This is a genomic window from Nocardia cyriacigeorgica (assembly GCF_010858045.1).
GTDB classification, from domain to species: Bacteria; Actinomycetota; Actinomycetes; order Mycobacteriales; family Mycobacteriaceae; genus Nocardia; species Nocardia cyriacigeorgica_E.
In genome coordinates, this window is sequence record NZ_JAAGVC010000015.1 from 24,730 (window position 1) to 50,059 (window position 25,330).

Genomic DNA, 25,330 nt, shown 5'->3' on the forward strand with positions numbered 1-25,330 from the left:
CCGGAACCCGTCATCCTCACACCAACCAGGACCGGCCGCGGTAGAACTGATCGTCCGGATCATCGGAGTCCGGGCCACGGAGTTCCCCCGGCGGTCCCGACGGCGCGGGCGGCTCGGGTTCGGTCTCCTCGTCGGCGAACCGCTGCGTGTACTGCTCGATGATGCGTGCCCCGGCTTCATCCTCGCCGACCACTTCCTGCACGGTCGCGGTGACGTCGCGGCGCAGCTTGGCCTGGGCCTGGTGCAGGCAGGACATCAGCTCGGCCGACAGTGCGGCGGGGCCGAGGCCGCGGATGCCGTCGGAGAAACGGATATCGGTCGGCAGGCCGTTACCGTCGACGGTCACGGTGACGCGCCCGCCCGGCGAGGTCTCGGTGACCGACATCGCCGCCATCCGGCCGTGCAGCGCCTGGTACTGCTGCGCCTTGCGCTCGAGATTCTGCGCCCACCGGTCGAGATCGCCGGCAGCCCGGGCAGCGTCGTCGAACATCCGGATCCCCCCTCGTTCCGTGTCGTCATGGATTCGAAGCCGCCCAGGAAGTTACCACCCGGACGGGGCGTCGACGGGCGCGCGGGACGCACTGGCCGCACCGGACGAGCGCCGCGCCGATGTGCAGCAGGGACAACGCGCGGGCGGCCACTAAAATGGATGGGTGAGGTCCGGCGGAAGCCGGCCGGGCCCAGTATGGTGGCGCGCTGAAAGGCCGCGACTGCGTGCCCACGCGAGCGAGGAGGTGGGGCCGATGTCGAGCACCGAGGACAGACGGTTCGAGGTCCTGCGGGCGATCGTTGCCGATTACGTCGCGACCAAGGAGCCGATCGGCTCGAAAACCCTTGTCGAACGGCACAACCTGGGCGTGTCCAGCGCCACCGTGCGCAACGATATGGCCGTGCTGGAGGCCGAGGGCTACATCACCCAGCCGCACACCAGTTCCGGGCGGGTGCCCACCGACAAGGGCTACCGGCAGTTCGTGGACCGGATCGCCGATGTGAAGCCGCTCTCGGCCGCCGAGCGCCGCGCCATCCTGGAGTTCCTGGAGTCCGGCGTCGACCTGGACGATGTGCTGCGCCGCGGCGTGCGTCTGCTGGCCCAGCTGACCCGTCAGGTCGCCGTCGTCCAGTACCCGACGGTGTCGGCGTCGACGGTGCGCCATATCGAGGTCGTCGCGCTCAACCCGGCGCGGCTGCTGCTGGTGGTGATCACCGACACCGGTCGCGTCGATCAGCGCATCGTGGAACTCGGCGCACTCGTCGACGACGAAGATCTGGCCGCCTTGCGCGGCATGCTCGGTGGCGCCATGGACGGCAAGCGGCTCGCCAACGCCTCCGCCGCGGTCGCGCAGCTGCCCGAGCAGGCGCCGCCGCGGCTGCGTGACGTGCTGGTGCGGGTCGCGACGGTGCTGGTCGAGACCTTGGTGGAACACCCGGAGGAACGGCTGGTGCTCGGCGGTACCGCCAACCTCACCCGCAATGCCGCCGACTTCGGATTCCCCGGCTCGCTGCGCGCGGTGCTGGAGGCACTCGAGGAGCAGGTGGTGGTGCTCAAACTGCTCGCGGCCGCGCAGCAGCCCGGCACGGTGACAGTGCGCATCGGCGAGGAGACCCAGGTCGAGCAGATGCGCGGAACCTCGGTGGTATCCACCGGTTACGGTGCGTCCGGCGCGGTCCTGGGCGGTATGGGTGTGCTCGGCCCCACCCAGATGGACTACCCGGGCACGATCGCTTCGGTGGCCGCGGTGGCCAAGTACATCGGTGAGGTCCTGGCCGAACGCTGACGACCGAGCCCGGTCCTCGCCTCCGCTGATACGCTCGAATCTCCGGCCGGATAAAGTTGAGTGAACCCGACTAATGCTGTGCGGTTGGAGCAGTACGGGCCAGGGACGAGCCCAACAGCCTCCGGCGGTACGCAGTCGGAACTGTGGACAGCGATCAAGGACTAGAGAACTCAAGTGGCACGGGACTACTACGGACTGCTCGGCGTCGCGAAGAACGCGACCGACCAGGAGCTCAAACGCGCATACCGCAAGCTGGCTCGCGAACTGCATCCCGACGTCAACCCCGACGAGGCGGCCCAGGCACGCTTCAAAGAGGTCTCGGCGGCCTACGAGGTGCTGACCGATCCGGAGAAGCGGCGCATCGTCGACATGGGCGGCGATCCGCTCGAGTCGGGCGGCGGCGGTGCCGGCTTCACCGGCGCCGGGTTCGGCGGCCTCGGCGATGTGTTCGAGGCCTTCTTCGGCGGCATGAGCGGTACGGGCGGTGCTCGTAAGCCGCGCGGGCGGGTGCAGCCCGGCGCCGATTCGCTGGTGCGCACCCGGCTCAGCCTCGCCGAATGCGCTGTCGGCGTCACCAAGCACCTGACCGTCGACACCGCCATCCTCTGCGACAGCTGCCACGGTGCGGGCACCAACGGCAATTCCAAGCCGGTGCGCTGTGAGACCTGTGGCGGCGCCGGTGAAGTCCAGTCGGTGCAGCGTTCGTTCCTCGGCCAGGTGATGACCTCCCGGCCCTGCCCCACCTGCCGCGGCGCCGGTGAGACCATCCCCGATCCGTGCCACAAATGCGGCGGTGACGGCCGGGTGCGCGCCCGCCGGGAGATCGCCGCGCCGATCCCGGCCGGCGTCGCGAACGGCATGCGGGTGCGGTTGGCGGCCCAGGGTGAGGTCGGTCCCGGTGGTGGTCATGCGGGCGATCTGTACGTCGAGGTCGTCGAGCAACCGCACGATGTGTTCGTCCGCGACGGTGACGATCTGCACTGCACGGTGCGGGTCCCGATGGTCGACGCGGCCCTCGGCACGACGGTCGTCATCGACACCATCCTCGACGGGCCCACCGAGCTCACCATCGCCCCGGGCACCCAGCCCGGCGAGGTGTCGGTACTGCGCGGGCACGGTATGCCGCGGCTGCGGTCGGGCGCGCGCGGTGACCTGCTCGCCCATCTCGACATCGTCATCCCGACCAAGCTGGACAGCAAGCAGACCGATCTGCTGCGCAAGTACAAGGGCATGCGCGACCGGGAGCGGGCCGAGGTGATGTCGGCGCAATCCGAGCACAACAGCGGCCTGTTCGCCCGGCTGCGCGCCTCCTTCAGCGGACGCTGAGTGGCCGCGACCGTCTTCTATCTCGACGAGATCCCCGCACCAGGGGGTATCGCCGTGCTCGACGGACCCGAGGGCAGGCATGCCGCCACGGTGCGCCGCATCCGGGTGGGTGAGCAGATCACCCTGTCCGACGGACGTGGTTTGCTCGCCGAATCCGAAGTCGTTGCCGCACAGCGCGATCGACTCGAGCTCGCGGTCCGGTCCACCACGGTCGCGGCACCGGCGCGGCCGCCGGTCACCGTGGTGCAGGCGCTGCCGAAATCCGACCGGTCCGAATTGGCCGTCGAGCTGATGACCGAGGCCGGCGCGGACGTCATCGTGCCGTGGCAGGCCGCCCGCTGCGTCGCCAACTGGGAGGCCAAGGCGGACAAGGGCATCGGCAAATGGCGGGCCGCCGCCAAATCGGCGGCCCGGCAGTCCCGGCGGCCCTATATTCCCGAGGTCACCGGCCTGCACCGGACCGTCGATCTGCTGACGACGGTGCGCGCGGCCAAGGCGGACGGCGCCGTGGTGGCGGCTCTGCACGAGTCCGGCGAGTCCCGGTTCACCGCGCTACCGCTGAGCGACGCGCCCGCGATCATGTTGATCGTCGGGCCGGAAGGTGGACTCGACGATGCGGAGTTGTCGGCATTGGCCGAGGCCGGCGCCGAGGTGGTGCTGCTGGGGCCGACTGTATTGCGGACCTCCACCGCAGCCGCTGTCGCCCTCGGAGCACTGGGGGCCTTGACGGCGCGGTGGAGTCGGTCATGACCGGCCGCCCACGCGGCTACGTCCCGATCACTCGGCGACGACCGACGTGTTCTGGTTCGCGGTGAGCATCCAGCGCCCGTCCTCCTTGCTCATCACGTACATCGGGCTGCCCTCGCTATCGAGTTCGCCATCGAGGGTGAAGTAGCGCTGCCGGATCTTGACCGCCGCCACATCCGGTCGGATGAACATGATGTGCTCCACCTCGTAGCTCGCGGAGCCGTGCGCGGTGGAGCCGGGCAGCACTTGCGCGGTGAACTCGGCGATCGCCGCGCGCCCGAACAGGCGCTTGCCGTGGCCGGTGGTCCAGATGGCGTCCTCGCGGAACAGGCCGACGAATTCGTCGACGAGTTCGTTCGCCTGTGCGTGGGCGACGGTGTCGACCACGGCGCGGATCGCGGCGAGTTCGGTGTCGGTATCGGCAGGGCGGTAGTGGGTCTGCGTTGTCTCGATGCTCATGCCGATGAGCCTGCGACCTCGAGCAAGGTCGAGGTCAATACCGTTGTGGGCCGAGTCACAGCCGACATCGGACACTTCCCCCATCCGGCCCGGATCGGAACTATGAGAGCGGTCACAATTGACCCCCGGATCCAGGGAATTTCCCCCTTGTGAGCGGAAAATACTGGCAGGACGGTCGGAACGTAGGTTCTGACATGGCACAATGAAGCCCATGCGCGAAATCGGAGTACGACTGGTGGCACGTCGCCACGTCGACTTCAAGCGCGTCTGCAGCGCCTGTTGTCTGCCCGGTTCTTCCCGGTAGCTCAGCTGCGCCCGTTCCCGGACCCCCGGCCATCCCCATTCTCCCGGCCATTCCGATATCGAGGACTTCGGCCCGCTGACACCGCGGGCGTGAGCACAGCCCATCTCACGCCTTCAGCACGGACGTACGACACACCCAGCAGGAGCAGCCCCCATGACGTCGAGCACCGACGCCGGCCCCGCCGATCAGCCCGAAACCGCCACGCCCGCTCGTGAGCGCCGGGTCCGCCCGGATCGCCCGCGCGCCGACGCGGCGGCCGCCCCGCGCGCCCGCACCGGTAAGCCGGTGAAGCGGCGCGCCGAGGGTCAGTGGGCGCTCGGGTACCGCGAGCCGCTGAACCCCAACGAACAGTCCAAGAAGGACGACAACCCGCTCAATGTGCGGGCACGTATCGAGAACATCTACTCCAAGACCGGCTTCGACGGCATCGACAAGGGTGATCTGCGCGGCCGGTTCCGCTGGTGGGGCCTCTACACCCAGCGCGAGCAGGGCTACGACGGCACCTACACCGGTGACGAGAACATCGACCTGCTCGAGGCCAAGTACTTCATGATGCGGGTGCGCTGCGACGGCGGCGCGCTCAATGCCGCGCAGGTGCGCACCATCGGTGAGATCTCCACCGAGTTCGCCCGCGACACCGCCGATCTCTCCGACCGCGAGAACGTCCAGTACCACTGGATCGAGGTGGAGAACGTCCCGGAGATCTGGCGGCGGCTCGAGCAGGTGGGCCTGCACACCACCGAGGCCTGTGGCGACTGCCCGCGCGTGATCCTCGGCTCGCCGTTGGCGGGTGAATCGTTGGACGAGATCATCGACCCGACACCGGCGATCGAGGAGATCGTGCGCCGCTACATCGGGAAGAAGGAGTACTCCAACCTTCCGCGCAAGTTCAAGACTGCGATCTCCGGCCAGCAGGACGTGGTGCACGAGATCAACGACGTCGCCTTCGTCGGCGTCGAACATCCCGAGCACGGGCCCGGCCTGGATCTGTGGGTCGGCGGCGGTCTGTCGACCAACCCGATGCTGGCCCAGCGCGTCGGCGCGTGGGTCCCGCTGGACGAGGTGCCCGAGGTGTGGGAGGCGGTCGTCGCGGTGTTCCGCGATTACGGCTACCGCCGCCTGCGCACCAAGGCCCGGCTGAAGTTCCTGATCAAGGACTGGGGCATCGAGAAATTCCGTCAGGTGCTCGAGGACGAATACCTGAAGCGCAAGCTGATCGACGGACCTGCGCCCGCCCAGCCGGACAAGCCCATCGATCATGTGGGCGTACAGCGGCTGCGTAACGGACTCAATGCCGTCGGCTTCTCCCCCATCGCCGGTCGCGTGTCCGGCACGATCCTCACCAAGGTGGCCGAGGCCGCCGAGCGCATCGGCTCCGACCGTATCCGCTTCACCCCGTACCAGAAGCTGATCATCCTCGACGTCGCCGACGACAAGGTCGAGGAACTGATCGCCGAGCTGGAACCGCTCGGGCTGCAGGCGCGTCCGTCGATCTGGCGCAAGAACCTGCTGGCGTGCAGCGGCATCGAGTTCTGCAAGCTGTCGTTCGTCGAGACCCGTAAGCGCTCCCAGGTGCTCGCTCCCGAGCTGGAGCAGCGGATGGCCGACATCAACGCCGAACTCGACGTGCCGATCACCATCAACATCAACGGCTGCCCCAACTCCTGCGGCCGGTCCCAGATCGCCGATATCGGCTTCAAGGGCCAGCTGGTCGACGACGGCGAGGGGAATCAGGTCGAGGGCTACCAGGTTCATCTGGGTGGCAGCCTCGGGCTCGACAGCGGTTTCGGCCGGAAACTGCGCCAGCACAAGGTGACCAGCGCCGAACTCGGCGACTACATCGAGCGTGTGGTGCGCAATTTCGTCAAGAACCGCGACGCGGGCGAGCGTTTCGCACAGTGGGCCGTGCGCGCCGACGAGGCCGACCTGCGATGAGCACGCCTGATCAGGTGACGGGAGATCAACAGTGACAACACAACTCGCGAACAAGCTGTCCGAGGACGAGCTGCGCGCCATCGCCGAACGCGGTGCCGCCGAGCTCGGCCAGGACGCTTCGGCGCTCGACCTGCTGCGCTGGACCGAGGAGACCTTCGGCACCGGCTACATCGTGGCCTCGAACATGCAGGACGGTGTGCTGGTCCATCTGGCCGCGCAGGTGCGTTCCGGCGTGGACGTGCTGTTCCTCGACACCGGGTACCACTTCGCCGAGACCATCGGCACCCGTGACGCGGTGGAGGCGGTGTACGGGGTGAACGTGATCAACGTGCGCCCCGAGCATTCGGTCACCGAACAGGATCAGCTGCTCGGCAAGGACCTGTTCGCGCGCGACCCGGGCGAATGCTGCCGGTTGCGCAAGGTGGTGCCGCTGAAGAAGTCGCTGGCCGGCTACAACGCCTGGGTGACCGGCATCCGCCGGGTGGAGGCGCCGACCAGGGCCAACGCCCCGCTCATCTCCTTCGACGAGGCGTTCGGCCTGGTGAAGATCAACCCGATCGCGCCGTGGTCCGACGACGAGATGCAGGACTACATCGAAAAGCACTCGATCCTCGTCAATCCTCTGGTGGAAGAGGGATATCCGTCCATCGGCTGCGCTCCGTGCACGCGGAAGCCGGAGCCGGGATCCGATCCGCGAAGCGGCCGTTGGGCCGGCCTCGCCAAGACCGAATGCGGGTTGCACAGCTCATGACCGAAACAATCAGCGAACGTTCCCTCGGCCTCACCGATTTCGACACCCTCGCGGCGCTGGAATCGGAATCCATCCATATCTTCCGCGAGGTGGCGGGCGAATTCGAGCGTCCGGTCATCCTGTTCTCCGGCGGTAAGGACTCCACGGTCCTGCTGCATCTGGCGCTCAAGGCCTTCTGGCCCGCGCCGCTGCCGTTCGCGCTGCTGCACGTGGACACCGGGCACAATCTGCCCGAGGTGCTGGAGTTCCGCGACAAGGTGGTCGAGCGCTACGGCCTGCGCCTGCATGTGGCGAAGGTGGAGGACTACCTGGCCGACGGCAGGCTCACCGAGCGTCCCGACGGCATCCGCAACCCGCTGCAGACCGTTCCGCTGCTGGACGCGATCAGCGAGAACCGTTTCGACGCCGTCTTCGGCGGCGGCCGCCGCGACGAGGAACGCTCGCGCGCCAAGGAGCGGATCTTCTCGCTGCGCAATGCCTTCGGCCAGTGGGACCCGAAGCGGCAGCGCCCGGAACTGTGGAACCTCTACAACGGCCGCCACGCACCGGGTGAGCACGTGCGGGTGTTCCCGCTGAGCAACTGGACCGAGCTCGACATCTGGCGCTACATCGCCCGCGAGAACGTCGACCTGGCCAGCATCTACTACGCCCACGAGCGCCCGGTCTACCAGCGCGACGGCATGTGGATGACGCCGGGCGTGTGGGGCGGCCCGGCCGAGGGTGAGGTGCTCGAGACCCGCTCGGTGCGCTACCGCACCGTCGGCGACGGCTCCACCACCGGCGCCATCCTGTCCGACGCCGCCGACAACGAGGCGATCCTCGCCGAGGTCGCCGCATCACGACTCACCGAACGTGGGGCTACTCGCGGTGACGACCGCGTCTCCGAGGCCGCCATGGAAGACCGCAAGCGAGAGGGATATTTCTGACATGTCCGACCTATTGAGGCTCGCCACCGCCGGTTCTGTCGACGACGGTAAGTCCACCCTGGTCGGACGTCTGCTCTACGACACCAAATCCGTGCTGGCCGACCAGATCGACGCCGTCACTCGCGCGTCGGTGGACAAGGGTCTGTCAACGCCGGACCTCTCGCTGCTGGTGGACGGTCTGCGCGCCGAGCGCGAACAGGGCATCACCATCGACGTCGCCTACCGGTACTTCGCGACGCCGAAGCGTTCGTTCGTGCTGGCCGACACCCCCGGCCACGTGCAGTACACCCGCAACACCGTGTCCGGTGCGTCGACCGCGCAGCTGGTGATCCTGCTGGTGGACGCGCGTAAGGGCGTCATCGAGCAGACCCGCCGCCACGCCGCGGTGCTCGCGCTGCTCGGTGTGCCGAAGCTGGTGCTCGCGGTGAACAAGATCGACCTGGTCGACGACGCGGCAACGGTCTTCGCCGAGATCTCCGCCGAGTTCAACAAGCTCACCAGCACGCTCGGCTGGTCGAGCGAGGACGTGCAGGAGATCCCGGTCTCGGCGTTGCACGGCGACAATATCGCCACTCGGTCGGACAACACCCCGTACTACGACGGGCCCTCGCTGATCGAGCACCTGGAATCGGTGCCGGTCGACGCCGACAGCTCGGGCACGCATTCGCTGGGCCTGCGGTTCCCGGTGCAGTACGTCATCCGGCCGCGCACCGCCGAGTACCCCGATTACCGCGGCTACGCGGGCCAGATCGCGGCCGGTTCGGTCGCGCCCGGCGACGAGGTGGTGGTGCTGCCCTCCGGCATCCGCACCAGCGTCGAACGCATCGACACCCCCGACGGTGAACTGGCCGTCGCGCAGCCCGGTCGCAGCGTCACGCTGATCCTGGCCGACGAGGTGGATATCTCGCGCGGCGATCTCATCGCCTCCCCCGCCGACGCGCCGGAGCCGATCGATACCTTCGACGCCACCGTCTGCTGGCTGGGTGACAAGCCGCTGCGCCCCGGCGCCCGGCTGCTGCTCAAGCACGGCACCAAAACCACCCAGGCGATCGTCGGTGAGCTGATCGAACGCTTCGACGAGCAGCGGCTGTCGGCTGCGCCGAGCCCGGAATCGCTGGAGCTCAACGACATCGGGCGCATTTCCGTGCGGGTCGCCGAGCCGATCGCGGCCGACGACTACCGGGTCAACCGGCACACCGGCAGCTTCCTGCTGATCGATCCGGCCGGCGGCAACACCCTGGCCGCGGGGCTGGTGGGCGACGCGCTCACCGCGGTCGAGGTCGGAACCGGGGCCTGACGATGGCTGCGGCTACCCACGCGAGGATCGGGCACGGTGCGGGCTTCCGAGCGCCCGCACTGATCGCGGTCGCGCACGGTAGCCGCGACCCGCGCTCGGCCGCCACCATGACGGCGGTCACCGAGCAGATCGCGGCAGCCCGCCCGGATCTGGATGTGCGACTTGCCTTTCTGGATCTCAACGCACCGTCGGTGGATCAGGTGATCGATGCCGTGGCGGCGCAGGGACATACGCGCGCGATCATCGTGCCGTTGTTGCTCGGCAACGCCTTTCACGCCCGGGTGGATCTGCCCGGGTTGCTCGCGGTCGCGGCCGCACGGCATCCGCGGCTCGAGCTGATCCAGGCCGACGTCCTCGGAGCCGACGCACGGCTCGTCTCGGCCTTGCGGGACCGGGTCATCGCCGCGGATCACGCGGTTGTCGGCGCAGCTCGGACCAGCGCTGTGGCCATGCGCGGCCCGCGCGGCAGTGGCGAGGGCACCAGTCACGCCGGCGCCCTGCCCGATTCCCGGCTCGGCATCGCCGTCGCCGCCGTGGGTTCGTCCTCGGCCGCGGCGAATGTCCGAACCGCCGAGGTCGCTCGATCGCTGGCGGCGATGACCGGCTGGTCGACCGAGATCTGCTTCGCCACCACCGGGCCCTCGGTCACCGAGGCGGCGGCCCGGTTGCGTGCACGCGGCGCGGAACGCCTACTTGTGGCTCCGTGGTTCCTCGCACCGGGCCTGCTCACCGATCGACTGATGAAGCAGGCGCCCGACCTTGTGCACGCGCAGGTCCTCGGACCACATTCGGCGCTGATCGACATCGTGCTCGACCGCTACCACGCGGCGGCCGATGCGTCCGTTCTGCGCACAGCCTGAACCGCCCGGCAGTTCGTGCGGCAGAACGGCTCTTCGGTGGTGGCACGGATAGCCGCCTCGAGTAGCTCTCACGGCAGGGCGCCGGCACCGCCCCCGGCGTAGCGGCCGACCAGTTGCGCGCCGATCCGGGCCAGCTCGGCACGGACGTCCGCAGGCCCGATCACCTCGATCGAATCGCCCCATCCGGCCAGCTGCTGAGCGACCATCCACGCCGTCGGGGCGGTGACCCTGGCCCGAACGCGCCCGTCCTCGATCGGGCCGTCGACCACGCAGTGCCGCCCCTGCTGGTCCTGCAGGATCGGGAGCAGCCGCTCGCTGATGAGCACGGTCGCGGCGACGGTCGAACGCTGCCGCTCCACCTCCTCGACCACCTCTTCCCAGGCCTCGGCCAGGTCGAAGTCCGCCGGCCGCTCGGCCGGCTCCGCGGTCACCACCATCGCGCCGATCCGGTCGACCCGGAAGGTGCGCCTGCCGCGTTCGGTGCCCGCGACGAGGTACCAGATGCCGTCCTTGTCGACGAGACCCAGCGGATCGACCGAGCGCTCGAACTGTTCACCGGTGCGGGTGCGGTAAGCCAGGCGGACCTTGCTGCGCTGCACCACCGCCCGCTGCAACGTGCGGACCTCGGCGGGCAACGTCCGTTCGGTGGCGCCCCAGCGCGAGGGGTCGATGACGACGGCGTCGGCGGCGGCTTCGGCCTCGCCACGGAAGGTCTGCGGCAGGGCACGCACGAGCTTGCGCAGCGCGGCCTTCGCCTCGGGCTGCGCCCCCGCCGACGGTCCCGCGAGCAGGAACAAGGCTCGGGCCTCCCCTGCGGTCAGCCCGCTCAGGTCGGTACGCGCCCCTCCGATCAATTGCCATCCGCCACCACGCCCCGGTTGCGGATACACCGGGATACCGGCCGCGGACAGAGCTTCGAGATCCCGGCGGGCGGTGGCCACCGATACCTCGAGTTCGGTGGCGATCTCGGCGGCGGTGACCCGCCCCCGGCTCTGCATCAGCAGCAGGGTCGCCACCAGTCGATCGGCTCGCATGAATCTCATTCTGCGGCTAAAAGTGCTCATTTGGTGCGCACTTTGACCGCGAGGATGGATTCATCGACACCGAACCGAAGGAGAAGACGATGTTGCGAGGCATGGCGACGGTGAATTTCTACGCCGACGATCTGGAGGCCGCGAAGGACTGGTACACCGAGGTGTTCGGCATCCCACCGTATTTCCACGTTCCCGGCGGCTACTACGAGTTCCGGATCGGCGATTACCAGCAGGAGTTCGGCCTCATCGCCGGGGCCTACGCGCCCGGCGGCAAGCAGGCCCCCGGCGGCGCGATCTTGCACTGGCACGTCGACGACCTACAGGCCGCTTTCGACCGGCTGCTCGACCTCGGCGCCACCGTCTACGACCCGATCACCGAGCACGGCGACGGCAGCGGGTTCATCACCGCGTCGGTGGTCGACCCCTTCGGCAATGTGCTCGGCATCATGTCCAACCCGCACTACCTCGAGGTGCTGGCCGAGACCGGGCCGGCGACGGCGCCGGCCTGACGCCGGGGGTCTCCCTACGCGGCGCCGGCTCGCGCTCCTGATGGGTGCGGGCCGGGCCGCAGCGGTCTAGGGACGGAACCAGCGTTCGAGAATCTTCGCCACACCGTGGGCGGTGACGTCGGCGGTGACTTCATCGGCCATATCCCGGATTTCGGCGGGTCCGTTGGCCATGGCCACCGAATGCGCTGCCCAGCTCAGCATTTCCCGATCGTTGTAGCCATCGCCGATGGCCAGCGTGGCGCAGGCGGGCACGCCGAGTGCGGTGCGCAGCCGTTCCAGCGCCCAGCCTTTGGACACCCCGAGCCGCGAGACCGTCAGCCAGGGGCCGTATTCGCCGTACACCCAGCCGGCGTCGGGCACGCGCAGGAAGGTCAACAGCCGGCGCAGCTCCTCGGTGGAGCCTTCCGGCCACCAGCCGTTGAGCCGCGGGGTCGGTTCGCTGCACAGGGTGTGCTCGTCGACGACCAGGTATTCGCCGCCGACGTCGTATTCGCCGGGGCTGAATCCGGTGGCCCAGGTGCCGATTCCGACCCGTTCCACGGCCAGGATCATCTCGGGGAACAGATCGCGCAGCGCCCGGACCGCGGGCCGGGGATCGAAGGCGTGCACGGCCACCGGATCGCCGGCAGCGACGTCGACATGCACGGCGCCGTTGGAGCACAGGGCGTGGCCCTCGGTCAGGCCGAGTTCGGCCAGTACCGGCCGGGTCTTGAGCACGGTGCGGCCGGTGCTGATGACGACGTGCGCGCCCGCGTCGACGGCCGCCCGAACCGCGGCGACGACCCGTTCGCTGATCGGCTCGCCGGTGGGCATGAGCGTGCCGTCCACATCCAGCGCGATCAGTTCCGGCGCTCCCCCATTGGCTTCCACCTACCTATTGTGCCGTCCGAGTACGCATTTGACATCCGAATCGCACGGCAGTACCGAATCTCGTGACCCGGCAGCACAATCGGCCCCTTCAGTCGGCAGACCCTTCGCCGGGCAGACGTTCGTACCCGAGGAGCAGGGCGACGATGTCGAGAGCGGTGTCGATCTGCGGCACGTCCCCACCCAGCAACGGCGCGTAGAGGTGCACATCGCAGATGCGGACGATGGCATCGGCCAGCACCCGGCTCGACATGCGCAACCGCAGATGCCCCAGCTGCTGCTGTTCGTCGAGCATCTCCGCGATCAACCGGGCCGAGGTGGATTCGATGACGCCGGGCAGCAGCGCCAGCCGGATGAACACCTGCGGTTCCCGGCGGGTCAGCGCGAGCAGTGGTTCCGACCCGGACACTGCCCGCATCAGCCGTTCCAGCACATCGAGGATGAGTTCGGCCCCGGTGCCGGAGCCGGCCGCAATCGCCTTGCGGTAGGTGCGCTCGGTGGCCTCGGCCAGCACCGTCGCGATCAGCTCGTCGCGATTGCCGACATGCCGGTACAGCGTCGCCCGGCCGATCCCGAGGGTGCGGGCCAGCACCGACATGTCCAGCGGTTCGCCCGCCAGATACAGCTTCGTGGCGGCATCGATCGCACGACGCCCTTCGGAAGTAGCGATCACCCGTCCATCTCCTCATATCCGGGGACAGACCGCGAACCAACGCCCCGAGTGGGGGTTGACGGATCCCCGCCAGGTGAGACACACTCCTTCAGTGTCTCACGAAGCGTGGTGCGCATCACACCAGCACCCCTTCGACCGGCGATAGCGCAGAGGAATCCCGATGCCCACAGTTGAAACCGTCCGCGGCCCCGTCGACACCGAAGCCCTCGGTCAGGTGTTGATGCACGAGCACGTCTTCGTTCTCGGCAGCGAAATCCAGCAGAACTATCCGGACTACCCGAACCACTGGGATGAGGACGCGCGAGTCGCGGATGCCGTGGAGAAGTTGCGGCAGTGCAAGGCGCGCGGCATCGATACGATCGTCGACCCGACCGTGATCGGCCTCGGCCGCTACCTGCCCCGAATCCAGCGCATCAACGAGCAGGTCGACATCAATATCGTCGCGGCGACCGGCATCTACACCTACAACGAGGTGCCGTTCCAGTTCCACTACACCGGTCCGGGGCTGCTCTTCGATGTGCCCGAACCGATGGTGGAGCTGTTCGTCAAGGACATCCGCGAAGGCATCGCGGACACCGGCGTGAAGGCGGCTTTCCTCAAATGCGCGATCGAGGAGCAGGGTTTGACGCCGGGCGTGGAGCGCGTCATGCGCGCGGTGGCCCGCGCCCATGTCGAAACCGGTGCGCCGATCACCGTGCACACCAATCCGCACACCCGCTCCGGGCTGGTTGCGCAGAAGGTCCTCGCCGACGAAGGCGCCGATCTGACCAAGGTCGTCATCGGGCATTCCGGTGACAGCACCGACCTGGACTACCTGTGCGAAATCGCCGACGCGGGCTCCTATCTCGGAATGGACCGTTTCGGACTCGATGTGCTGCTGCCGTTCGAGGAACGGGTCGCCACGGTGGCCGCGCTGGCCGAACGGGGTTACGCCGAGAAGATGGTGCTCGCCCACGACGCGGCCTGCTTCATCGACTGGTTCAGCGAGGAAGGCAAGGCCGCCGCGGTGCCGAACTGGAATTTCACCCACATCAGCGATGACGTGCTGCCCGCTCTGCGGGCACGCGGCGTCACCGAGGAGCAGATCACCACCATGCTGGTCGACAACCCGCGCCGCTACTTCACCGCGTGAGGCCGCCGACCAGTCACCGACGAATTCCGGCAGACACCATGACCACTGAGACCACCGTGATCGAGATCGCGCGCGCCCACAACCCGTTCGACACCACAGGCGTCACCCTCGACGCAGACGGCGTGCCGCACTACACCGACCTACCCGCGACCCTGCTCGACCTGTTGCGCCATCGAGCCGAGACCAGCCCTGACACCGAGGCGGTCGTGGAAACGGGCGCGCAACGTTTGACCTACCGCCAGTTGTGGGACCGGGCCACCCGCATCGCCGGCGGCTTACACGCGGGCGGGCTCACCCGCGGCGACCGGGTGGCCATCCGCTACCCGGCCGGCGCGGACTGGGTGCTCGCCTTCTGGGGCGTGGTGCTGGCCGGCGGGATCGCCGTCGCGGTGAACACCCGCTCGGCCGAGCCCGAAATCGAATTCGTCCTCGCCGACGCGGGCGTGCGGGTGGACCTGTCACCCGGCACCCCGCTACCCGATGGCGAGCCCTATGTCGCCGAAGGACTTCGCCACGACGATCTCGCCGCGCTGTTCTACACCTCCGGCACCACCGGAAAGCCGAAGGGCGTGCCGACCACCCATGAGGCGTTCCTGACCAATGCCGAGAACATGGTTCGCTGCCTGGGCCTGCCCCGCGATATCGGCGCACAGTTGCGGACACTGATCTCGGTGCCGCTGTTCCACGTCACCGGCTGCAATTCCCAACTGCTGGTCGCCGCGTATCTCGGCGGCACCTCGGTGATCATGCCCGCACGGGACGTGCCAGGGATGATCGCCGCCGTACCCGCCGAACGTATCTCGTTCATCGTGACGGTGCCCGCCATGTACGCACTCATGCTGCGGCACGCGGATTTCGCCACCACCGATATGTCCGCGGTGCGCTGGGTGGGTTACGGCGGTGCGCCGATCGCACCGGCATTGGTCCGGGACGTGCAGGCGGCGTTCCCGGCCGCGACCGTCTTCAACGGTTACGGCATGACCGAGACCGCCTCACTGATGACGCTACTGCCCGATGACGACGCCGTCGCCCACGCCGATTCGGTCGGCTACGCGGTGCCGTCGGTGCGGCTCGCGGTGGCACCGATCGATGGTGATCCCGCGGTCGGTGAGCTGCTGGCGCGCGGCGCGAATGTCACCGGCGGGTACTGGAATCGACCGGAAGCCACCGACGCGGCTCTGCTGCGGGGCTGGCTACGCACCGGTGACGTCGTGCGGGTCGACGATGCCGGGCGCGTGCACATCGTCGACCGGATCAAGGACATCATCAATCGCGGCGGAGAAAACGTCTCCAGCGTCGAGGTCGAGGCCGCCCTGCTGGCGGCACCGCGGGTCGCGGACGCGGCCGTACTCGCCGTACCCGATGACGTCATGGGTGAGAAGGTGGGCGCGGTGCTCTTCGCCGACGGCGCGGCGATCGATATCGACACCGTGATCGCGCATTGCCGGAAGCAGCTGGCCGACTTCAAAGTCCCGCAATACGTCACCGTGGTCGACCAGCCCCTCCCCCGCAACGCGGGCGGCAAATTACTCAAGGCGCGACTGCGCGAACAGGTTCGGTGGGGCGCGCCCCTGCGCTGAGACCTCACCGGCAGCGCAGGCGCGCCGAACAGGGCTACATCACCGTCGACGGGGTCGATGCCGCGCGGCGGGTACCTACCGGGACCTGAGAAGGGTCCTGCTTCCCCGTTGTGGCGACAACCCGGCTGCCACAACCAGAACCCCTCGACGCTGGAGCCGGAGCCAGCGGCCGACGGTGCGCTACCGGGAACCGGTGCGGCACCGTCGGCGCCTGCTGCGGGTGTTCAGGACTCAGCGGCCGCCCGAACCACCGCCCGAGCCGCCGGAACCACCCGACCCACCGGAGCCACCGGAGCCGCCCGAACCACCCGAGCCGCCGCGTGATCCGCCGGAGCCGCCCTTGGACCCACCGCCGCGCGAACCGCCCGATGAGCTGCCGCCGTCCGAATCGCCGCCCGAGCTCCGCGACCCTCCGCTGCGCGATCCACCCGACGAGCTGCCGCCGTCCGAATCACTCGAGCCACCCCGCGCGCCGCCGCTGCTCGACCGGCCGGAACCGCCGCCGGAAGAGCTGCCGCCAGTCGAACTTCCGCCGGTCGAGCCGCCTCCCGAGGCACCGCCGCCCGAGCCCGAGCCACCCGCTGCGCCGCCGGAAGCCGCACCCCCGGAAGCAGATCCGCCGGAGGCCGAACCACCCGACGCGGACCCGCCGGAAGCAGAACCACCCGAGGTCGAACCGCCGGAGCCGGAACTGCCGGAGCTCGAACCGTCCGAACCCGATCCCCCGGACGTCGAGCCACCGGCGCCCGCACCCGACGGTGCGCCGGTCGAACCACCCGACGCCGCGCCGCCCGCGGCCGAATCACCGTCGGCCGCACCACCTGACGTGCCCGAACCGCTATCGGTGGACGCACCGCCGCCCGATCCGATGCCGCCGGAAGCATCGCCCGCTCCGCTCCCGGTGCCGGCCGAGCCACCCGGAACACCCGCCCCGCCGGGCGCGGGATCGCTCGCCGGAGTACCGGTCGAACCGCCGGGCGCGGTGCCGCCGGGCACCGTCGAATCGTCCGGCGCACCTGGTGTGGTGCCCGCGGGCGTTCCCGGCGCTGTAGCGCCGGGATCGGTGACCCCGCCGGGTGTCGTACCGGGCGTTCCGGGTACAGGACTCGACCCGTCGCCGACGCCGGGCACTCCCGGAATCGTTGGGGTGCCGTCGGCCGGATCGCTCGGCGGCCGCACCGTGCGGTCGGGCTGGGCGAACGGCAGTGGATTGCGGAACCGTGCGGGGTCGGCGTAGGTGCCGGGCGACTCGTCGGTCCGATGACGCCATTCTCGGGTGTCGGAGTGGGAATCGCCGCGGCTGCCACCGTGGCTCTCGGCCCTGGTCGGGCCGTGCGGACGGGAGTACGCCGAGGGCGAGACCATTGCGGCGTAGCCGGTCGACCGGGCGGGCGAACCCGAGACGGCCCTGGCGAGGCCGGACGCCGCGTAGCCGACGGCATGCAGATGCCGGGCGAGGCCGTGGTCGGTGAGGGCGCTGCCGTCGAGTTCCACGAGCAGTGCGTCGCGCGGAATGTCCAGGCGGGGGAACCGGTCGAGCACCGGGGAGAGCTGAGTGTCGACGGTGCCGCTGCCGAACATGGTGGCCGCCGACATGGCGATCGCCGAAACGATTGCGGCGCCGGAGAACACCGGCGGATGGAAGCTCGCGCCCGGCGCTGCCGGCGTCGCGGTGCGTGCGGCGAGATAGGCGGCGCCCGCCGCCACGGTCTGCCCAGGGTCGGCCGACATGATCACCGGCTTGCCGAGTTCGGCGAGCGTGCGCGCCACTTCCGGTGGCCGCGCCGCACCGCCGACGACCAGGATGCGACCGATGTCGGACATGCCGATTCCCGCGGCGCTCACCGCGGCCCGTACCACTTCCAGCGAATCACGGATCTGCTCGACCCGCAGGCCGTCGGTGTCGACGATGGAGGTCATCGCGACCGTGCCCGCCGCCTTGGTTCTACCTCCGGCGTAGCGGGCGATCATCGCGCCGAGCGGGCGGCCGCCGAAGTCGTAGCAGCGCACCGGTTTCCCGACCATCGGATGATCCGGCCAGTCGGGGCCCACGCGCACGACGGTGATATCGAGGCTGTTGCCGCCGAGGTCGTAGACCAGTACGAATTCCGATGGCAGCGGGCCGTGTTCGCGTTCGAGCCATTCGGCGGCAGCCACCGGTTCGGGCACCAGCTCGACGTGGCCGATGCCGGACAGCTCCAGCGCCTGCCGCAGCAGGGCGACCTGCTTGTTCGAATACGCCGCCGGATAGGTGGCGACCACACCGGCCGAGGGCTCCGCGGCGGCGAGCAGGCTGTGCACCACGGCCGCGATCATGTTCGCCGGCGACCAGATCCGGCCGCCGATGGTCACCGAGTCTGGGTCGCGGGCCAGGTCGGCGAAATCGGTGACCGCTCCGGCGAATTCGGGGATCGCGCCGAGCCGGACACCGGTGCCGTCGAAGGCGGCGGTGGTGCGCCTGGTACGCACCGATGGTCGTGGTTGCTCGGCGGTCGCCACCGCCGATACGGAGTTCACTGTGCCGATGCTGAAGCCCAGCCCTGTAGTCATTCGCTATCCCGTCAACGCACCGAGACCACGTCCCTCATGTGAAGAACCATGGGCCGCGGTCGTCTTCCAAACAGCTCCCACAGGTTAGCTGTTTCGACTCCATTCGGATGCCTGTTTGATATGAAAGATTCAACCGATCGCGACCTTTCGACAAAATTGCTGGTCACAGCATCGCGCTCGAGGAGTTCAGACCCCTGGATCGATGCGATTCGGAGATCTCGTGTCGCATTCCGCAATCATTCGGCGATCTCGACACCTGAACGCGCACAAGGGGACCGGGTGCACGGGTCAGTCGTTCAGTACACACCTACCAGTCGGTAACCAATGCGTTGCCCGGGCATCGAAATTCGACCGAGCGGTCGCTTCTGCCGTGTTGGGTGACGCGTCAACGCAACGGCCGATTCCCGCCAGCAGAGGCCGCGGGCAGCGGGTTGACTGGTCATCACGACGTCGTAGCGCACATCAAAAGGCAAGTACCAGAAGGGAAACCGAATTCCATGGCACAACGATTCGCCGACCGGGTCGTCCTGATCACCGGAGCGACCTCGGGCGTGGGCGAGGCAGTGGCCCGGCGGGTGGCCGCGGAGGGTGCCGCGGTGGTCCTCGGAGCGCGCGGAAAAGAAGCGGGCATGCGGGTGGCCGAGCAGATCCGCGCCGACGGTGGGCGCGCGGTCTTCGTACCCACCGATGTCCGGAATGAGGAGGAAGTCGCCGCGCTGACGCGGGCGGCCGCCGACGAGTTCGGCCGGCTCGACGCCGCATTCAACAATGTCGGAGCCGTCACGGCGTACGGGCCGGTCGCCGACATCGATGGCGCGGCCTGGCGCGATGAGCTCGAACTCAACCTGACCAGCGTCTTCTACGGTCTGCGCCATCAAGTTCCGGCCATGGCGGCCTCGGGCGGCGGCGCGATCCTGAACAACGCGTCCAACCTGGGCGTGGTGGGGATGGCGTCGGTGGCGCCGTACGTCGCCGCCAAGCACGGCGTCGTCGGATTGTCCCGCGCGGTCGCGCTGGAGGCGGCCGATCAGGGTGTACGGGTGAACGCGCTGGTTTCCGGGGCCGTGGATACCCCGGCTTTCCGCAACTCGATGGGCGCCACCCCGGAAGGGGAGGCGGCGATCGCGGCGCTGCATCCACTGGGCCGGATCAGCCGGCCGGAGGAGATCGCGTCGCTGTGCGCGTACCTGCTGAGCCCGGAATCGAGCTTCGTCACCGGCGCCGCCCTCACCATCGACGGGGGATTCACGGCGCGGTGATCAGCGACCGCATCGCACGCACCGGCCCCTCATCGGCCGATGCGTGCGATGCGGCCTCGGACCTCAGGAACGCGAAAGGTACGGCACCGCACCACGGGCCGCGTGTTCCGGCACTCCCGAGACCGACAACGAGCGCGCCGGAGCACATGGCTCCGGCACGCTCGTCGGTATCGGTTCGGATCGCGTCAGATCCGGTTGAGCAGGCGCCGCACCGGTCCGGTCGGGCGCAAAACCGCGCCCCCGGGCCGGAGATCGGGCTGCCTGCTGCGGACCAAGTGGTCGAATCCGTCCGCACCGCCCGATGGCGCGCGCAGCCGCCCGGCGTTGAAGTCGTCGGCCAGCTGCTGCACCGTCTGCTGGGCGCAGGACTTGTTGGTGCCGATGAATCCGGTGGGCCCACGCTTGATCCAGCCGGTGACGTAGGTGCCCGGCAGCACCGAACCACCCGGCTGATCGAGCACCCGGCCGTCCAGGTTCGGGATCACACCCGCCCGCTCGTCGAACGGCAGACCAGGCAGCGGCACGCCCCGGTAACCCACCGAGGTGAGCACCAGCCCGGCATCGAGCCGCTCGGTCTGCTCGGTGGCCACCGCGCGGACGTTGCCCTCGGCGTCGGTGACCAGCTCATTGCGGACCACCTCGATACCGCTGACCTGGTCCGGGCCGAGTATCTCGGTCGGCGAGGACAGGTAGCGGAAGACGATCCGGCGTCGCTGCCCGACCGGTCGGTTGCGCACCGAATGCAGCAGGCGCAGCTTCTGCTCGACCTGGTACGGCAGATCGTCGGTGATCTCCGGCAGCTCGCCCTCGATGACGATGTCGACATCGGATCCGAGCAGGCCGACGAACTCCGGCACCGTGAACGCCGACTCCGCCGGACCACGCCGGCCGAGGATGACGACCTCGTCGATCCGGCTGTCGCGCAAGGCGTCCAGCGCGATATCCGAGATGTCGGTGCCGACCAGCGATTCCGGGTCGATGGTGAGGATGCGCGCCACGTCCAGCGCCACATTGCCGTTGCCGACGATCACCGCACGCGTACTGGACAGATCGAAGCCGCGGTTGACGTGATCGGGATGGCCGTTGTACCAGGCGACGAAATCGGTGGCCGACACATTGCCGGCCAGGCCCTCGCCCGGAATGCCGAGCTTACGGTCCGAGGAGGCACCGACGGCGTAGATCACCGCATGGTGGTAGGCCAGCAGCTCCTCGTGCGAGATGTGCTTGCCCACCTCGACATTCAGGTACGAACCGAAGCCGGGCTGGGCGGACATGACGTCGAAGAGCTTGCTGACCTGGCGGGTCTTGCCGTGGTCGGGGGCGACGCCGTGGCGGGCCAGACCGTAGGGCACCGGCAGCCGGTCGAACATCGTCACCGTGACGTCGGGCTGGGTGAGCAGCTCGTCGGCGGCGTACATGGCCGAGGGACCGGAGCCGACGATGGCGACCCGCAGCGGTTCACGTTCGGTGCGGATCTCGGGAGCCGGTACCGGCTTGGCCAGGATGGGCCGCGGCCGCGACTGCCGATAGAACTGCGCGTTGATCTCGATGAAGGGCTTCTGCTCTTCGGTCAGTTTCTTCGACGAGGTGATCGCGTCCACCGGGCAGGCCGAGGCGCAGGCACCGCAGTCCACGCACGCCTGCGGGTCGACGTAGAGCATTTCCGCGCTCAGGAAGTCGGGCTCGTCGGGCGTGGGGTGGATGCAGTTGACCGGGCAGGCGTAGACGCAGGACGCGTCGCTACAGCAGGACTGCGTGACAACGTAGGGCATGGGTACCTCAGGCCGCCTTGCCGACCACGCGCAGCGGCTCGGAACGGTAACGGGTCGAGTGACCGTCGATACCGAGCAGCTTCCACACGCGCTTGGAGATCGGGTTCATCAGGCCGATCTCCTTGGCCAGCGAACGGACGTCGGCGAAGTAGTCGCTGAAGACCTGCTTGGCCTCCTTGGAACCGTAGAACAGCTCCTTGCGCACCGATTCCGGGATGTCGAACTCGTCGAAGAAGCTGCGCGGCGGGGTCGCGATGGCGCGGCCGAGGATCCACATGATGATCGGCATCGCGATCGAGAGAACGAAGCGGTTGGCCGCGTTGCCCTCGGGCACGTGCTGCTTGAGGAATTCGTGCGCGAAGGAGATGTGGCGCGCTTCCTCGGCGACGTGGATGGCCATGACGCCACGCATGATGGGGTGCACGTCCTCACCCGAGCGCAGGATGTCCTTCTGGATGTGGTCGATCGGCTCCTCGCCGGCGAGCACGGCCATGAAGAACAGGTTCGGGGCCAGCACGGCGACCGGGACGGCCAGGTGGCGCAGCTGGCGAACCAGCGGGCCCATGCCGGGCACGTCGATGCCGATGCGGTTGACCATCTCCTGGAACATCAGGGTGTGGTTGTGCTCCTCGATCATCTCGTGGGAGCAGTAGCGGAACTCCGGCGAGCCGTTGGGCAGACCGAAGACGTGCTGCATCATGCCGCTGATGAGGATGGCCTCGAACTGGAGGCCGACCTTGGCCACGTTCGACTGGCGGTACTTGCCGACCGCGATCTTCTGCTCATCCGAGAGCGCCAGGTACCACGGATGGCGGCCGAGCGGATCGGCGGACTGGGGCAGGATCCAGCGCTCGGGCTTGGTATCCGCATCGAAGTCCGGGTTCTCCCAGTCGATGTCTTCGAAGGGATCGAAGTGCCGGTTCACCGAGCCCTCCGACAGCAGCAGCAGCTTCTGGGCGTACTCCTGGGCCTGCGCGACCACCGGGTCGGTGTCGGGTGTCGTGGTGGCTGCGGACATCGTCGTCACTGCCTCTCGGTCGGGAATACCTATTACTGTTCCCAATAGTTACATCAACCGAGAGTCACGTCAACATGGGCTGGTCCGGGCGGCGGGTCGGATCCGGTGACGCATTCTTCGGACCCGACCGGCCGCCCAGAGGTCCCGCTTACCGCCCTAGCCCACGCCGAGCTGCGACAACGCCGCGAACACCGCGTCACCCGGCACGGCCAAGGTCAGCCCGATGGCCCCGGCGGATACCGCGGCCGCGGCCGCGACGCGCGCACCCCTGCGGGCACCGCGCCGGGAGAAAACCCACGGTCGAGCGGCGGAAACCGGCTCGGCCGGCGCCGCCGACGCGGCCGCCCGCCTGGCCATGAGCGCGGCACCGGTGGCGATGGTGCGCTCCGGATCCGCAGCGATGACGATCGGGCGGGCCAGCTCATCCCCCAGCACCCGCGCCACCTCGGCCGGGCGGGCCGCGCCGCCGACCACCAGCACCCGGTCGACGTCGGCCATCGTCACATCGGCCAGCCGCAGGCACCGGTAGACCAACTCGAGCGAATCGCGGACATGCTCGCCGCGCAGCTCGCCCGCCAGATCCGGCGCCGGCGAACCGCCCGGTTCCCCACCCGACCGGCCATGGACCGCTCGCGCGGTCATCAACGCCCCGAACGCGCGCCCACCGAAATCCCGGGACCGCAGCGTGCCCATCACCGGGTTGTCCGGGCATCCGGCCCCGACCCGCACCAGCGTCACATCCAGGCTCGCGCCACCCAGGTCGTAGACCAGGGCCAGTCCGGGCATGAGCGGACCGTGTTCGGCCTCCAGCCATGCGGCGGCGGCGACCGGTTCGGCCACCAGCGTCACCCGTTGCAGGCCTGCGGCGTCGAGCGCGGCGCGTAGCTCGCCCACCTGTTGGTCGCTGTACCCCACCGGGTGGGTCAGCGTGATACCCGCGGGGTCGTCGTGCAGGTCGTCGCGGGCGTCCGCGATCAGGCAGTCGGCGACGACCGCCACCAGATCGGCGGGGGTCAAGGTGCGATTGCCGATCCGGGCCGCGCTCGCGCCGCGCTGGGTCAGATCCGCGAATTCGGTGACCACGCGGCCGTGCCGGGGAATGATGCCGAGCCGGGCCGTGCCCGTGCTGTCGAAGGCGAGGGTGGTGCGGTGGGTGCGGGCCGGTGGCCGGGCGGCCCGGCGACGGCGGCCGGGCGGCGCCTTCACCGAATCCTGCTGTGCTACTGCCGAAACCGTGTTCACCGTGCCGATGCTCAATCCGAGACCAAACGCCATCGAAATCCACCTGATCGCCGAGCGGACATGCTTCGAACGCCCATCAGGCAATCATTCCGCGATCGGCCTGCCAACCACCGGACACCAGGTTGTCCTCTATCGCCTCTCCCCCGCACCGGCCGTTCCGCGCACCGCCGGCGCTCTCACCAGCGCCGTCGCTGACACCACGCGGGCACGCCGGCGCGCGCACGGAAGCGGACCGGACACGCCGGATGACCTGATCCGGTTTGCCGAGCGGACACTGCCGCCACCGCACCGGAGGCCGAGATGCGCTCAGCTGGTGGGCAATTCCGGGATCCGGGTGGCCCGCGCGTAGACGGTCTCGCCCTCGGACAGTCGCAGCGCCTCGGCGTCGCCGCGGGTCACCTGCGCCGCGAACAGATCGCCGGTGGCGGCGTTGCGCATCTCCACTCGCACCTCGAAACCGAGGTGCACCACCCGCTCGACGGTGGCGCGGGTGACCCCGGCCGATTCCGCGGTGCCCTCGTGCTCGGCCAGCGCCATGCTGGGATCGCGGCCCACGCGAATGTCGTGCGGGCGCACCAGATGGCCGTTGAGCCGGGCCACCGCGCCGAGGAAGGACATGACGAATTCGTTGGCGGGCCGGTCGTAGACGTCTTCGGGGGTACCGACCTGTTCGATGCGCCCGGCGTTCATCACCGCGATCCGGTCGGCCACGTCCAGGGCCTCTTCCTGATCGTGGGTGACCAGCACGGTGGTCACGTGTACCTCGTCGTGCAGCCGGCGCAGCCAGGTGCGCAGATCGGCGCGCACCTTGGCGTCGAGCGCACCGAACGGTTCGTCCAGCAGCAGCACCTGCGGGTCGACGGCCAGTGCCCGCGCCAGCGCCATGCGCTGACGCTGACCGCCCGACAGCTGCGCCGGATACCGGTGCTGGAAACCGTCCAGCCCGACGATGCCGAGCAACTCGTCGACCCGCTTGGCGATCTCGGCCTTCGGCCGCTTACGGATCTTGAGCCCGAACGCGACGTTGTCGCGCACGGTCATGTGCTTGAACGCGGCGTAGTGCTGGAAAACGAAGCCGATATCGCGCTTCTGCGGGGGCACCCGGGTGACGTCGCGATCGGAGATCACCACCACGCCCGAATCCAGCGTCTCCAGACCGGCGATCGAGCGCAGCAGCGTCGACTTGCCGGAACCGGACGGGCCGAGCAGCGCGGTGAGCTCCCCGGAGGGGATGTCGATGCTGACGTCGTCCAGCGCGGCGAACGATCCGTAATTCTTGCGCGCGTTGGTCACGGTGATCATTGGTTGCCTCCG

Annotated in this window: 23 protein-coding genes; 13 read left to right on the forward strand and 10 right to left on the reverse strand. The window is 68.9% G+C overall.

Going from position 1 to position 25,330, the window contains the following annotated elements:
- Positions 1-16: 16 nt before the first annotated feature.
- On the reverse strand, positions 17-490 hold the full coding sequence (locus GV790_RS15525; RefSeq protein WP_163814072.1) for a YbaB/EbfC family nucleoid-associated protein: 474 nt from the start codon (positions 488-490) through the stop codon (positions 17-19).
- Between the two features lie 253 nt (positions 491-743).
- Here GV790_RS15525 and hrcA point away from each other — a divergent pair, with 253 nt between their 5' ends.
- The 3 genes from hrcA to GV790_RS15540 all read left to right on the forward strand — a co-directional run bounded on the left by hrcA (position 744) and on the right by GV790_RS15540 (position 3,851).
- Positions 744-1,775: a heat-inducible transcriptional repressor HrcA gene (hrcA, locus tag GV790_RS15530; protein ID WP_163814073.1), complete on the forward strand. Its 1,032-nt coding sequence runs from the start codon at positions 744-746 to the stop codon at positions 1,773-1,775.
- Between the two features lie 174 nt (positions 1,776-1,949).
- The gene (gene dnaJ, locus GV790_RS15535; protein WP_036534748.1) at positions 1,950-3,101 is read left to right on the forward strand and encodes a molecular chaperone DnaJ; all 1,152 of its coding nucleotides are present in this window, start codon (positions 1,950-1,952) and stop codon (positions 3,099-3,101) included.
- The gene (locus GV790_RS15540; protein ID WP_163814074.1) at positions 3,102-3,851 is read left to right on the forward strand and encodes a 16S rRNA (uracil(1498)-N(3))-methyltransferase; all 750 of its coding nucleotides are present in this window, start codon (positions 3,102-3,104) and stop codon (positions 3,849-3,851) included.
- 27 nt (positions 3,852-3,878) lie between these two features.
- Here the strand turns inward: GV790_RS15540 and GV790_RS15545 are convergent, their stop codons facing one another.
- Positions 3,879-4,307 carry an SgcJ/EcaC family oxidoreductase gene (locus GV790_RS15545; protein WP_163814075.1) on the reverse strand — a complete coding sequence of 143 codons (429 nt, stop codon included), beginning with the start codon at positions 4,305-4,307 and terminating at the stop codon, positions 3,879-3,881.
- Between the two features lie 211 nt (positions 4,308-4,518).
- On the opposite strand from GV790_RS15545, the gene GV790_RS31880 reads away from it, so the two are divergent.
- From GV790_RS31880 to GV790_RS15570, 6 genes are all read left to right on the forward strand, one after another.
- Positions 4,519-4,611 (forward strand): Ms4527A family Cys-rich leader peptide, encoded by a 93-nt coding sequence (locus GV790_RS31880; protein ID WP_369008998.1) that lies wholly within the window; start codon positions 4,519-4,521, stop codon positions 4,609-4,611.
- Positions 4,612-4,764: 153 nt separating this feature from the next.
- On the forward strand, positions 4,765-6,546 hold the full coding sequence (locus tag GV790_RS15550; RefSeq protein WP_163814076.1) for a nitrite/sulfite reductase: 1,782 nt from the start codon (positions 4,765-4,767) through the stop codon (positions 6,544-6,546).
- A 31-nt stretch (positions 6,547-6,577) separates the two neighbouring features.
- On the forward strand, positions 6,578-7,297 hold the full coding sequence (locus GV790_RS15555; protein ID WP_163814077.1) for a phosphoadenylyl-sulfate reductase: 720 nt from the start codon (positions 6,578-6,580) through the stop codon (positions 7,295-7,297).
- Positions 7,276-8,223, forward strand: coding sequence for a sulfate adenylyltransferase subunit CysD (cysD, locus tag GV790_RS15560; RefSeq protein WP_171048372.1), 948 nt, complete (start codon positions 7,276-7,278; stop codon positions 8,221-8,223). Before GV790_RS15555 ends, cysD begins: the two co-directional genes overlap by 22 nt.
- A 1-nt stretch (position 8,224) precedes the next feature.
- Positions 8,225-9,520 carry a sulfate adenylyltransferase subunit 1 gene (locus GV790_RS15565; protein WP_163814078.1) on the forward strand — a complete coding sequence of 432 codons (1,296 nt, stop codon included), beginning with the start codon at positions 8,225-8,227 and terminating at the stop codon, positions 9,518-9,520.
- A 2-nt stretch (positions 9,521-9,522) separates the two neighbouring features.
- Positions 9,523-10,380 (forward strand): sirohydrochlorin chelatase, encoded by an 858-nt coding sequence (locus GV790_RS15570; RefSeq protein WP_163814079.1) that lies wholly within the window; start codon positions 9,523-9,525, stop codon positions 10,378-10,380.
- 68 nt (positions 10,381-10,448) lie between these two features.
- On the opposite strand, the gene GV790_RS15575 is transcribed toward GV790_RS15570, so the two are convergent.
- Complete coding sequence (locus GV790_RS15575) at positions 10,449-11,414, reverse strand: helix-turn-helix transcriptional regulator (protein WP_163814080.1); 966 nt, start codon at positions 11,412-11,414, stop codon at positions 10,449-10,451.
- Between the two features lie 89 nt (positions 11,415-11,503).
- Between GV790_RS15575 and GV790_RS15580 the strand changes: the two genes are divergently transcribed.
- Complete coding sequence (locus tag GV790_RS15580; RefSeq protein ID WP_163814081.1) at positions 11,504-11,923, forward strand: VOC family protein; 420 nt, start codon at positions 11,504-11,506, stop codon at positions 11,921-11,923.
- A gap of 66 nt (positions 11,924-11,989) precedes the next feature.
- On the opposite strand, the gene GV790_RS15585 is transcribed toward GV790_RS15580, so the two are convergent.
- Both GV790_RS15585 and GV790_RS15590 read right to left on the reverse strand, forming a co-directional pair.
- Entirely contained in the window at positions 11,990-12,793 is an 804-nt protein-coding gene (locus tag GV790_RS15585) for an HAD family hydrolase (protein WP_163814082.1), read from the reverse strand.
- 88 nt (positions 12,794-12,881) lie between these two features.
- Positions 12,882-13,463, reverse strand: coding sequence for a QsdR family transcriptional regulator (locus GV790_RS15590; protein WP_163814083.1), 582 nt, complete (start codon positions 13,461-13,463; stop codon positions 12,882-12,884).
- 160 nt (positions 13,464-13,623) lie between these two features.
- On the opposite strand from GV790_RS15590, the gene GV790_RS15595 reads away from it, so the two are divergent.
- A complete protein-coding gene (locus GV790_RS15595; RefSeq protein ID WP_163814084.1) occupies positions 13,624-14,595 on the forward strand; it encodes a phosphotriesterase family protein in 972 nt (323 codons plus the stop codon).
- 38 nt (positions 14,596-14,633) lie between these two features.
- A complete protein-coding gene (locus tag GV790_RS15600; RefSeq protein ID WP_178127964.1) occupies positions 14,634-16,175 on the forward strand; it encodes a class I adenylate-forming enzyme family protein in 1,542 nt (513 codons plus the stop codon).
- 231 nt (positions 16,176-16,406) lie between these two features.
- Here GV790_RS15600 and GV790_RS15605 read toward each other — a convergent pair whose 3' ends face one another.
- Positions 16,407-18,725 carry an Hsp70 family protein gene (locus tag GV790_RS15605; protein ID WP_163814085.1) on the reverse strand — a complete coding sequence of 773 codons (2,319 nt, stop codon included), beginning with the start codon at positions 18,723-18,725 and terminating at the stop codon, positions 16,407-16,409.
- Positions 18,726-19,222: 497 nt separating this feature from the next.
- Here GV790_RS15605 and GV790_RS15610 point away from each other — a divergent pair, with 497 nt between their 5' ends.
- The gene (locus tag GV790_RS15610; protein ID WP_163814086.1) at positions 19,223-19,984 is read left to right on the forward strand and encodes an SDR family NAD(P)-dependent oxidoreductase; all 762 of its coding nucleotides are present in this window, start codon (positions 19,223-19,225) and stop codon (positions 19,982-19,984) included.
- Positions 19,985-20,169: 185 nt separating this feature from the next.
- Here the strand turns inward: GV790_RS15610 and GV790_RS15615 are convergent, their stop codons facing one another.
- The 4 genes from GV790_RS15615 to GV790_RS15630 form a co-directional block, all read right to left on the reverse strand.
- Complete coding sequence (locus tag GV790_RS15615) at positions 20,170-21,756, reverse strand: FAD-dependent oxidoreductase (RefSeq protein WP_163814087.1); 1,587 nt, start codon at positions 21,754-21,756, stop codon at positions 20,170-20,172.
- 7 nt (positions 21,757-21,763) lie between these two features.
- The gene (locus GV790_RS15620; protein WP_163814088.1) at positions 21,764-22,774 is read right to left on the reverse strand and encodes an AurF N-oxygenase family protein; all 1,011 of its coding nucleotides are present in this window, start codon (positions 22,772-22,774) and stop codon (positions 21,764-21,766) included.
- A gap of 156 nt (positions 22,775-22,930) precedes the next feature.
- On the reverse strand, positions 22,931-24,049 hold the full coding sequence (locus tag GV790_RS15625; protein ID WP_178127965.1) for an Hsp70 family protein: 1,119 nt from the start codon (positions 24,047-24,049) through the stop codon (positions 22,931-22,933).
- A gap of 273 nt (positions 24,050-24,322) precedes the next feature.
- Positions 24,323-25,318 (reverse strand): sulfate/molybdate ABC transporter ATP-binding protein, encoded by a 996-nt coding sequence (locus GV790_RS15630; protein ID WP_036534722.1) that lies wholly within the window; start codon positions 25,316-25,318, stop codon positions 24,323-24,325.
- Between the last annotated feature and the right edge of the window lie 12 nt (positions 25,319-25,330).

Coding starts and splice junctions, on each gene's coding strand:
- GV790_RS15525 (WP_163814072.1), bottom strand. CDS start 490: ATGTTCGACGACGCTGCCCGGGCTGCCGGCGATCTCGACCGGTGGGCG.
- hrcA (WP_163814073.1), top strand. CDS start 744: ATGTCGAGCACCGAGGACAGACGGTTCGAGGTCCTGCGGGCGATCGTT.
- GV790_RS15545 (WP_163814075.1), bottom strand. CDS start 4,307: ATGAGCATCGAGACAACGCAGACCCACTACCGCCCTGCCGATACCGAC.
- GV790_RS31880 (WP_369008998.1), top strand. CDS start 4,519: ATGCGCGAAATCGGAGTACGACTGGTGGCACGTCGCCACGTCGACTTC.
- GV790_RS15550 (WP_163814076.1), top strand. CDS start 4,765: ATGACGTCGAGCACCGACGCCGGCCCCGCCGATCAGCCCGAAACCGCC.
- cysD (WP_171048372.1), top strand. CDS start 7,276: ATGCGGGTTGCACAGCTCATGACCGAAACAATCAGCGAACGTTCCCTC.
- GV790_RS15565 (WP_163814078.1), top strand. CDS start 8,225: ATGTCCGACCTATTGAGGCTCGCCACCGCCGGTTCTGTCGACGACGGT.
- GV790_RS15570 (WP_163814079.1), top strand. CDS start 9,523: ATGGCTGCGGCTACCCACGCGAGGATCGGGCACGGTGCGGGCTTCCGA.
- GV790_RS15575 (WP_163814080.1), bottom strand. CDS start 11,414: ATGCGAGCCGATCGACTGGTGGCGACCCTGCTGCTGATGCAGAGCCGG.
- GV790_RS15580 (WP_163814081.1), top strand. CDS start 11,504: ATGTTGCGAGGCATGGCGACGGTGAATTTCTACGCCGACGATCTGGAG.
- GV790_RS15595 (WP_163814084.1), top strand. CDS start 13,624: ATGCCCACAGTTGAAACCGTCCGCGGCCCCGTCGACACCGAAGCCCTC.
- GV790_RS15600 (WP_178127964.1), top strand. CDS start 14,634: ATGACCACTGAGACCACCGTGATCGAGATCGCGCGCGCCCACAACCCG.
- GV790_RS15605 (WP_163814085.1), bottom strand. CDS start 18,725: ATGACTACAGGGCTGGGCTTCAGCATCGGCACAGTGAACTCCGTATCG.
- GV790_RS15610 (WP_163814086.1), top strand. CDS start 19,223: ATGGCACAACGATTCGCCGACCGGGTCGTCCTGATCACCGGAGCGACC.
- GV790_RS15615 (WP_163814087.1), bottom strand. CDS start 21,756: ATGCCCTACGTTGTCACGCAGTCCTGCTGTAGCGACGCGTCCTGCGTC.
- GV790_RS15620 (WP_163814088.1), bottom strand. CDS start 22,774: ATGTCCGCAGCCACCACGACACCCGACACCGACCCGGTGGTCGCGCAG.
- GV790_RS15625 (WP_178127965.1), bottom strand. CDS start 24,049: ATGGCGTTTGGTCTCGGATTGAGCATCGGCACGGTGAACACGGTTTCG.
- GV790_RS15630 (WP_036534722.1), bottom strand. CDS start 25,318: ATGATCACCGTGACCAACGCGCGCAAGAATTACGGATCGTTCGCCGCG.